Annotated in this window: 8 protein-coding genes and 1 pseudogene; 6 read left to right on the forward strand and 3 right to left on the reverse strand. The window is 39.1% G+C overall.

Features of this window, described 5'->3' with window-relative positions; translation table 11 throughout:
• On the forward strand, positions 1-609 hold a 609-nt coding region (locus tag BLT94_RS21275; RefSeq protein WP_139169101.1), incomplete at its 5' end, for a UbiX family flavin prenyltransferase.
• Positions 610-906: 297 nt separating this feature from the next.
• Positions 907-1,098 carry an IS200/IS605 family transposase gene (gene tnpA / locus BLT94_RS22715; protein ID WP_407641573.1) on the forward strand — a complete coding sequence of 64 codons (192 nt, stop codon included), beginning with the start codon at positions 907-909 and terminating at the stop codon, positions 1,096-1,098.
• Between the two features lie 288 nt (positions 1,099-1,386).
• On the opposite strand, the gene BLT94_RS21285 is transcribed toward tnpA, so the two are convergent.
• Positions 1,387-3,039: a Tm-1-like ATP-binding domain-containing protein gene (locus BLT94_RS21285; protein ID WP_092238677.1), complete on the reverse strand. Its 1,653-nt coding sequence runs from the start codon at positions 3,037-3,039 to the stop codon at positions 1,387-1,389.
• Positions 3,040-3,393: 354 nt separating this feature from the next.
• Here BLT94_RS21285 and BLT94_RS21290 point away from each other — a divergent pair, with 354 nt between their 5' ends.
• The 3 genes from BLT94_RS21290 to idi all read left to right on the forward strand — a co-directional run bounded on the left by BLT94_RS21290 (position 3,394) and on the right by idi (position 5,251).
• Positions 3,394-3,981, forward strand: coding sequence for a helix-turn-helix domain-containing protein (locus BLT94_RS21290; protein ID WP_092238680.1), 588 nt, complete (start codon positions 3,394-3,396; stop codon positions 3,979-3,981).
• 23 nt (positions 3,982-4,004) lie between these two features.
• The gene (locus tag BLT94_RS21295; RefSeq protein WP_092238682.1) at positions 4,005-4,337 is read left to right on the forward strand and encodes a PAS domain-containing protein; all 333 of its coding nucleotides are present in this window, start codon (positions 4,005-4,007) and stop codon (positions 4,335-4,337) included.
• 350 nt (positions 4,338-4,687) lie between these two features.
• Positions 4,688-5,251, forward strand: coding sequence for an isopentenyl-diphosphate Delta-isomerase (idi, locus tag BLT94_RS21300; protein WP_092238685.1), 564 nt, complete (start codon positions 4,688-4,690; stop codon positions 5,249-5,251).
• Here the strand turns inward: idi and BLT94_RS21305 are convergent.
• Together BLT94_RS21305 and BLT94_RS21310 are read right to left on the reverse strand one after the other, a co-directional pair.
• Positions 5,220-5,891, reverse strand: a complete 672-nt coding sequence (locus BLT94_RS21305; RefSeq protein ID WP_092238688.1) for a metallophosphoesterase family protein — start codon at positions 5,889-5,891, stop codon at positions 5,220-5,222. The genes idi and BLT94_RS21305 overlap by 32 nt on opposite strands.
• A gap of 96 nt (positions 5,892-5,987) precedes the next feature.
• A complete protein-coding gene (locus tag BLT94_RS21310) occupies positions 5,988-6,947 on the reverse strand; it encodes a LysR family transcriptional regulator (protein ID WP_092238690.1) in 960 nt (319 codons plus the stop codon).
• A gap of 264 nt (positions 6,948-7,211) precedes the next feature.
• Here BLT94_RS21310 and BLT94_RS21315 point away from each other — a divergent pair.
• A pseudogene (locus BLT94_RS21315) lies at positions 7,212-8,371 on the forward strand (PEP-utilizing enzyme); the annotation flags it as partial.

Consider the following 8,371-nt stretch of genomic DNA (forward strand, 5'->3'; position numbering starts at 1 on the left):
GCAAGTGGTGTGATTTATGGGGTCAGGATGCTGGAAGTCCTTAAAAATCAAGGCATTGAAACCCATCTGATTATTTCAGAGGCTGGAAAACTCAATATCAGGATAGAAACCGATTATGACGTGGATGACGTTCTTGCCATGGCTGATTTCACCTATACCAATAAAGATATTGCCGCATCTGTTGCAAGTGGGTCTTTTTTGACCATGGGCATGGTGGTTGCGCCCTGTACGGTTAAGACTTTGTCCGGAATCGCCAATTCCTATAATGAGAATCTCTTGATACGGGCCGCAGATGTTCAACTCAAGGAAAAACGCAAGGTGGCACTGCTGTTCAGGGAGACCCCTTTGCATAAAGGACATTTAAGGCTTTTAACCCAGGCCGCAGATATGGGGGCGCATATTATCCCGCCGGTTCCGGCATTTTATCATCATCCCCAAACCATTGATGATATTATTAACCAGTCCGTGGGAAAAGTCCTGGACTACATCGGCATTGAGCATGATCTGTTTCAACGCTGGGACAATTCAGAACTGGATAAACTTATGAACAAGTCTTCAGCAGGTAAAAACAAGAATATCTGTGGGAAAAAAGTGGTTGCCATGAAATAATTGTACAAATAGTGTCCAGGTATTTATAATAAGGTCTGTACGGATTCAACATCCTTATGGGCCTTTGTGATTTTTAAATATCCGGACAAATTTACCATTTATATAATGGCATGTGTTTTCAATAACCCAATGCCAGGGTTTATTTGGAAAACTTTTCTTTATAACATGATATTTTTAATCCGTTGTAAAAATCCACGCCCTCTGGGCGTGGTCAGAGTTGAAAGGCTTTGCCGATTAAACGACTCCATGTTACTTCCTGCTTGAATCGTTCCCACGAGTTCAATCAAGGAGCAACACATGAGTCGTTTCAGAAAGCTATCACATACAATATGGCATTGCCAATACCATATTGTTTTTGTACCAAAATATCGGCTGAGGATTCTGACTGGCAAAGTAGCAGATGAGGCAAATCGTTGTATCAGGGCATTTTCAGAGCAACAGGGCTGTGAAGTTTTTGAGTTGAACGTACAAATTGATCATGTACACTGAAGGGTAGATCTGCAATTCGTGTCTTCAATAAATTCAGGCATCTCAAACACAAATCCTATTGGGGTAATCATTTGAGGAAAAAATTAGAAAGTATGTCAAATATTAAGAAAACAAAGAAAAACAATTAGAATGATAATATAAATTGGATGGGACACTTCACTCCTTGCCACCTCTTATAGGGGTTATTTCAAAACCCTGCCCTCCGGGTAGGGATTCTTTATTTTGTACCACTGGTGCGGACGAATATTTGATGTCCGCACCAGGATGAATTGATATTCTAATTTTTTTTTACGCTTCTGATGTGCAGGGGCTTGAAAATTTTGTCGTGCTATCCGTTTGCCTGGTAAATTCCGAAACGATGGACAGCATGCCTCCCATTCCTCCACCGCCTGTAATCAAGGCCTTAAGTTGTGGGTTAATGGCCATAAAGGTTTGGGTAATGCTTTGACACATCAAGCTTGTCTCTTTTTTTATTTTTTTGAAACTTTCAATATCTGAAATTTTTACGTCAGGAATTGCTAACGGTTTGAATGACGCTGTTTTTCTTTTAATTTCAGGTGCAAGTCCTTCAAGTTCCTGGTGATTATAATTTTTAATGGTTTCAATATAATGGAGCCAATGGGCAGGGGATTTTCCAGGTCTATGAAAACGAGTTAAATTAACTCCGTTATTGAAATAACGGGTTGAATTTTTTGTGCCAATACCGGCCCTTTTAATTGATTTAAACGCATTGATTTTATTGAGTGAGTCGAAAATGGCGTCTATGAAAGCCTCATCATTGATATGGTATGGCAAGCACTCAAATAGGATGTCCCGTTTGAGGAATTTTTTGAATGTTTCGGCAAAAATTGAAGGGCCTTCTGGGTTGGTCAGGGGGCCACCAGCTTTACTAAAGTCGGAAAATCCTTTCATTGGTATCAGCATGGCCATAAGCCCCGTGCCTTTGTTACAGCGGTCGGCAAGAAGTTCGGCTATTTGACGTATTTCTTCAAGTTGGGTACTCATGCATGTGATATGTGCATTATGCTTATGGTATTTTCGACCGGGAAAATTTTTTTTAGCCTGTTCCATGGGGCCTGAAACTATAAAATCCATGTTTCCAGGAACAAGTATCGTGGGGATGCCGGCCCTAATTGCCGAGGCAGTTCTATTAGGGCCGGGATCAAAGGCCCCACCAAAATGACGATCCATCAGTTCATGCAAGGAAAGATCCACAACCATGTTTACCTTTTCTTCCTGAATCATTCTTTCCATTGCCGCCCCGCCGGTTCCAATGGAATGAAACGTCACGACTTCAATACCTTTTTTCCCTAATTTTTGTCTCATAGCTTTTGCACATGTTTCCGTTGGACCCATTGTGGTCAAGAATGCCAGAGGGGTTTCAGAATTTTTATCCCGGTGCGTTAAATTTGTCATGCCTGAAATTGCTGAAGCTCCGTTATGGAGTATTTTCCGCGTCATACGATTTAATCCAGCCAGATCAGACACAGAATTAAGTACGAGGATATCCCTGGTTCCTACAAAAGTTCGCATGTTTTGGGCTCCCATGGTGCTGATCATGACTTTGGGGAAACCAATGGGGAAAGCCCGCATAATCCCAGTGCCCAGAGTTGTTCCCATGCTGCCCCCCAAACCTATAATGCCCTGTATTTTTGATTCATTGTACAAGGAAAGAGCGCATTTTGTTGCACCGTTTATCATTACTTCCATTGCTTCGCCTTCACTGCTGATGTTTTTTATTTCATCGGATGTTTTACCTGATGCGCGGATTACATCACTTCGAGTGACGGCAACACCGGGAGGACTTTCGCCCCGTATTCCCGCATCCATTATCAATGGTGTAATGTTTTGTTTGTTCAGGCACTCATATACATAGCGAGTTTCTTCTTCTTTTGTGTCCATGGTTGATACCAATAGCACAGGGATGTTACCTTTCTTCATAATTGATCTCCTTATTAAGGTTATGAATTAGAACTGCGTTTGTTTGGGTGTCGTCGTCTTAAATATTAAGCTTTGTTTGCCGTTTTTTTTGATCCACAATGCCCGAATTTTTAATTTGATTCGGAGTGAAAAATGTATTGACTCAAGTGATTATATTCGCTAATCTTTTAGCTATAACAGACTTGATAGTCTAATTTTTTGGCCATGTCAACATAAAATTATAATTTTATGTTTAATTTTTTATAAAAATAGCAACATAACTGTGATTTTGTGTTGGCGCGTTTGGGTTAATCAGTAGTTTGAATTATAGAAAAATAGGTGTAAATCGTTTTTTTTGATGGAAAGTCTAATAAAATGGAAGCGACATTAAAAAATAGAATTAAAAAAATTATATTTGATCGATGCAACGGATCAAATAAACAATTTGCCGAATCGATCGGGGTGGGTGTCAGCACGGTTAATTTATGGGATGATGACCATATCCCAAAAGGGGATATCCTGCAAAGGATACATACAATATTACAGGTAAACCTTCATTGGCTCCTTACCGGGAAGAGTTATCCCTATATGGATAAAAGCAAGAAAGCGATGAACAAGGTAGGATTTCCCAATACCAATTGTTCCTTGTCTCCAGTTGCTTTTGATACACAATACAGTGATGAACCCGGTTCTTTTTCAGAACTATATTCTTCCGGTTCCGGTTTGTTGCAAAAAGAAGGTTTTAACAAGGCAAGTGAAATGTTTTACCGCATCCTTGCATCCGGTGATAAGAACCTCACCCAGGCCTTGATCACAAATTTGACCGCCTTTAACAGCCTGGTGAAAAAAAAAGATTCCCAAAAAGACCGCTTTGCCAGTCTTGAGAAGGAGTGTGAGGAACTCAGATCAAAATTTGCAAAAATGGATGATTTCCTCAGAATGAAGATAGCAGCCTCGGAATAGATCAGGGGGAGGGAAAATTATCGGTGGAATTTCTTCCTCCCCCTAGCTATAAGCTTGTTCGTGTTAATCCGTCTCTTTTAAATACCTTGGGTGAGTCATCCCTTGATATCCTGGGGCGTTCCCTGGTCAATTATGTGGAATCTTCGTTTAAGATTCAATTTCAAAAGCGCATTAAGAAAGTTTTATCCATAGGTCTGCCGAATATCTTTCATATGCGACTGATTCCCGTTGGTGAGCCCTCCATAGAGGTTCGGGCAATCCATTTTCCGGTAGTTGACGAGACCGGACGTATCATCCGTATTGGTGGACACGGTAGAATCGTAAAAGCCAACGCTCAGCTGTCAGTCTTTGATTAGTCTGTAAGGATACTGTCAGCTTAAATGTGACTGAGTTTTTCTTGATTGACATCCTTTAACATTGATTTGCAAAGCACCATAAGAAAAACTTATACATCCTATAAGTTTATATGTATTGACATTTTTGCCGTTTTATCTCTAATTTATACTTGGGTTTTCGAATTTTTTAATTTGATATTTTTTTAAAATTATGAGTCGTAATATTTTCAGTCGGTTATAAAAATTTGTTTTTTCTATATGATTGCAGAGAAGGCAGTATCGCTTCAATCGTTTATGCGGTTGTGCTGAAATATAAAGACAGACGCTTTCATTTTTTAATGTTTGAATGAAAATCTGCCGGGAGATGGAAAATGGAAAGTTGCGAAGAGTATGTGGTACTCGTAGATGAAGAGGACAAAGAAATAGGTATTGAGAAGAAACTTACAGTCCACTCGAAAAGAACACCTTTGCATCGGGCATTTTCTCTTTTTTTGTTTAAATCTACGAAAGATACGAAAGAACTACTGCTACAGCAAAGGGCTGAAGATAAAAAGACATGGCCCCTTGTATGGTCAAATTCTTGTTGCGGCCACCCGTCACCAAATGAATCCTATAAAAGTGCTGTAATAAGGAGAACACGCTATGAACTCGGGATAAAATTAAATGCCGTTGAAAAAATTTCAGACTACCGGTATTGTTTTTCAAAGGACGATATTATGGAAAATGAAATTTGTCCTATTTTTGTTGGATTTTATGACGGCAATGTAGTGCCTCACCCGCAGGAAGTACAGGCCGTAAAGTGGATAAGATGGGAGGCTTGGCAGGAAGAAACGGCTAAATATCCAGATAAATACTCTCCTTGGTGTGTCGAGGAAACCCGGATTTTAGCCTTGGATAAAAAATTTAACGAGTTGCTGGCTTGTTTACCATCCTGACGATAATTTGCTTATTTTCCGTATCAAATATGGCATATTTTGATGCTTCAAAATCGTCCCTTGAGAATCCGATACTGCCAACATTTAAAAGAATTTTTTGATTTTCTTCCAAGTGGATGGTGCAGTTTTTTGTGATTCTTCTGCGATATACGATTTGGTCTTTGTAGGTGATCAACTTTAATTTGTGGGTATGGCCGGTGAAAAAAAACTGTTCTTTGGAATTGTTAAACAGGGATTTCAAATAGTAATCCGTGACATCATAGATATAGGTGGTTAATTTATCCGGTGGCGTGCCATGGACAAAATGGCAGTTTGCCAATTTTAAATAGTCTGGTGTATTTTCAAGGTATCGGACGGATTTAGTAGAGATTGCAGCGATATTATCCAGCAGGGGCTGTTTGATAGATTTGGGAAAGACTTCAAGATAATCCCTGTCAAACATTGCCAGTTCATGGTTGCCCCTGACGGAAGTTACTTTTTTTTCCATTAACAGGTTAATGGTTTTTTCGGGTTGGTCTCCATACCCGATAATATCTCCCAGACATATGTATTGATCAATTTGATAATTTTCCATATCTTTAAAAACCGCTGCCATTTTTGAATAGCAGGAGTGTACATCGGAAAAAACCGCTATTTTCATATTTCAACCTTTTTGTTCAATAATGTATATTATTTAAGATAATAAGCTTTGATCAGGATAAGTAAACCCTGATGTCTTTTTAGATAAGCTTCGGGGTTATTCATTCTGGGGGTGTTCGGCAAGGATTTTTGCCATGATGGATACGACACCACTTTGGCAAGTTTCTTCAATAAATGAGTTTTTAAAGACATCGAAAAAGGCCTTTGCAGCATACGAAAGCGGTGTGTTTTTAATATAGGCGAAACTGACATTAAGAAATAGTTTGGTGTTTTTTAAACTGCGTGATATCAGCTTTTTCTCTTTTATTCTTTTTTCAATAGAGGGTTTTACCAGAAAGGATATTCCATCTCCCCCTTCCACAAAGTCCATAATAAATTCGGTGTTATTTGATTCCATTAAAATATTTGGGGTGGCATTGTAATGGTTGTAAAGGTCCATGATTTTTTTCCGGGTACCAGAGCCTTTACCCCTTATGATAACAGGTTCCATTTCAATGTCCTGAAATTCAATTTCTTTTTTTTGTTTCAAAGGATGGTTTACGGGAAGAACGATGACGATCTCTTCCATGCTGAAAGGAATAAATTTAATTCTTGGATCATTGACTTCCATTTGAGCCACCACGGCTATTTCATTTTCAAATTCCAGAAGGCTGTTGATAATAGTCATTGAGTTGCCTTCCTGAAGACTGATTTTTATTTTTGGATAGGCCCTGTGAAAAATTGAAATAATGGACGGCATAATATGTTTGGCATAGGCTTTGGTGCATCCCAGTTCCAGAAGTCCCTGGTTCAGTTCTTTCATCTGGCTCAGAATATTTTCAACCTCATCCTCAATCTTGAAAATGCGTTCCGCCTGTTCAAACAATAATTCCCCCAGGTGGGTGAGAATAAGCCTCCTCCCTGTTTTTTTGAATAATTTCATATCATGGAAGTTTTCAAACAATTTAATCTGGGCCGTTACAGCAGGTTGGGAAATAAAAAGTTTTTCAGCGGCAATAGTATGGCTTGAGTGCTTTGCAACATAATAAAACGCCCTCAATTGATTCAAATTGATCATGTGTCTCAATCCTCAACTTAAGGTTGTACTCTGAAAAAGATCTACCATAAGAAAATCTTATAAAAGCCATAAGTTTATATGAATTGACACTTTTTTTGTCAACACATATTACTACATACAACATACTTGTTTTCAAGATTGAGTCCGGCTTGTTTTATAAATTGACGGCTCCTATCGTCATCTTTCCCCGGTATTTTTTTTGTAAGTATGGATCAGGTTTTCAGTTAGTCGGTTTTTTAACATTTAAATTTTATGGAGGTAAAAATGGCCGATAAGAGTTTTCCCAATCCCCACGAAATAGAAGCAATACCCGGCACTGAAGGGTGGGAGAGAATGTATCCGTATCATTATGTTTTTTCGACTAAAGACAAAGAAAGGGAAGAGTATGAGAACAATACGTTCTGGTTCAACGATGCTCTTCACTATCCTGAACCCTTGTATCCATTTGATATTATCTGGGATGAGGCATGGTTTCTGGCATTGTCACAGTTTAATACCAGGATTTTCAGTGTTCCACCGGTTTATGGAGTAGATCATAGAATCATCAATGGAAATGTTTATATTTCTCCGGTACCTGTAACTGATCCTGAAGAGGTTCAAAAAAGAATCCCCATGTTCATGGAAAGAGCCGGATATTATTATGAAAATTGGGATGACCTCCATAATCAATGGGAAAATAAGATGAAGGGGATTATTTCAGAAATTGAAAATCTTGAAATTGCCTCCCTGCCGGACATGGAAGATATCTCAGTGGTTAAAAACGGACTTGGCACCTCAAGCGGGTATGAACTGCTCAAGAACTATGACAAGCTTATAGACCTGGGCATTCGATGCTGGCAGTATCATTTTGAGTTTTTAAACTTGGGATATGCCTCCTATGTCACATTTGTTGATTTTTGTACCAAAGCCTTTCCTGATATCCCCCTCCAAAAAGTCACCCAGATGGTCGCAGGAATTGATGTTATTTTGTACAGGCCTGATGATGAATTGAGAAAATTGGCTAAATTGGCGATTGAGCTGGGCATTGATTCTCAAATCGGAGGAGATACCAAGGATATTGACGATGTGATTTCGGAACTTCAGGGTTCTGAAAATGGTAAAAAATGGGTCGCTGCATGGGATGAAGCTAAATATCCATGGTTCAATATTTCAACAGGAACCGGATGGTATCATCAAGATGTTTCATGGAACGACAACCTGAATATCCCTTTAAGTTCCGTTAGAATATACATTGGCAAACTCAATGAGGGTAAATCCATAGACAGGCCCCTTGAACAAATAAAAATCGAACGTAAAAAACTTATTGTGGAATACAGAGGCTTGTTAAAAACAGATGAAGACCGGCAGACCTTTGATCAACTTCATGGTACGGCAGAACTGGTATTTCCCTATGTCGAGAATCATATGTTTTATGTGGAGCATTG

It is taken from the genome of Desulfobacula phenolica, from assembly GCF_900105645.1.
GTDB lineage: Bacteria > Desulfobacterota > Desulfobacteria > Desulfobacterales > Desulfobacteraceae > Desulfobacula > Desulfobacula toluolica.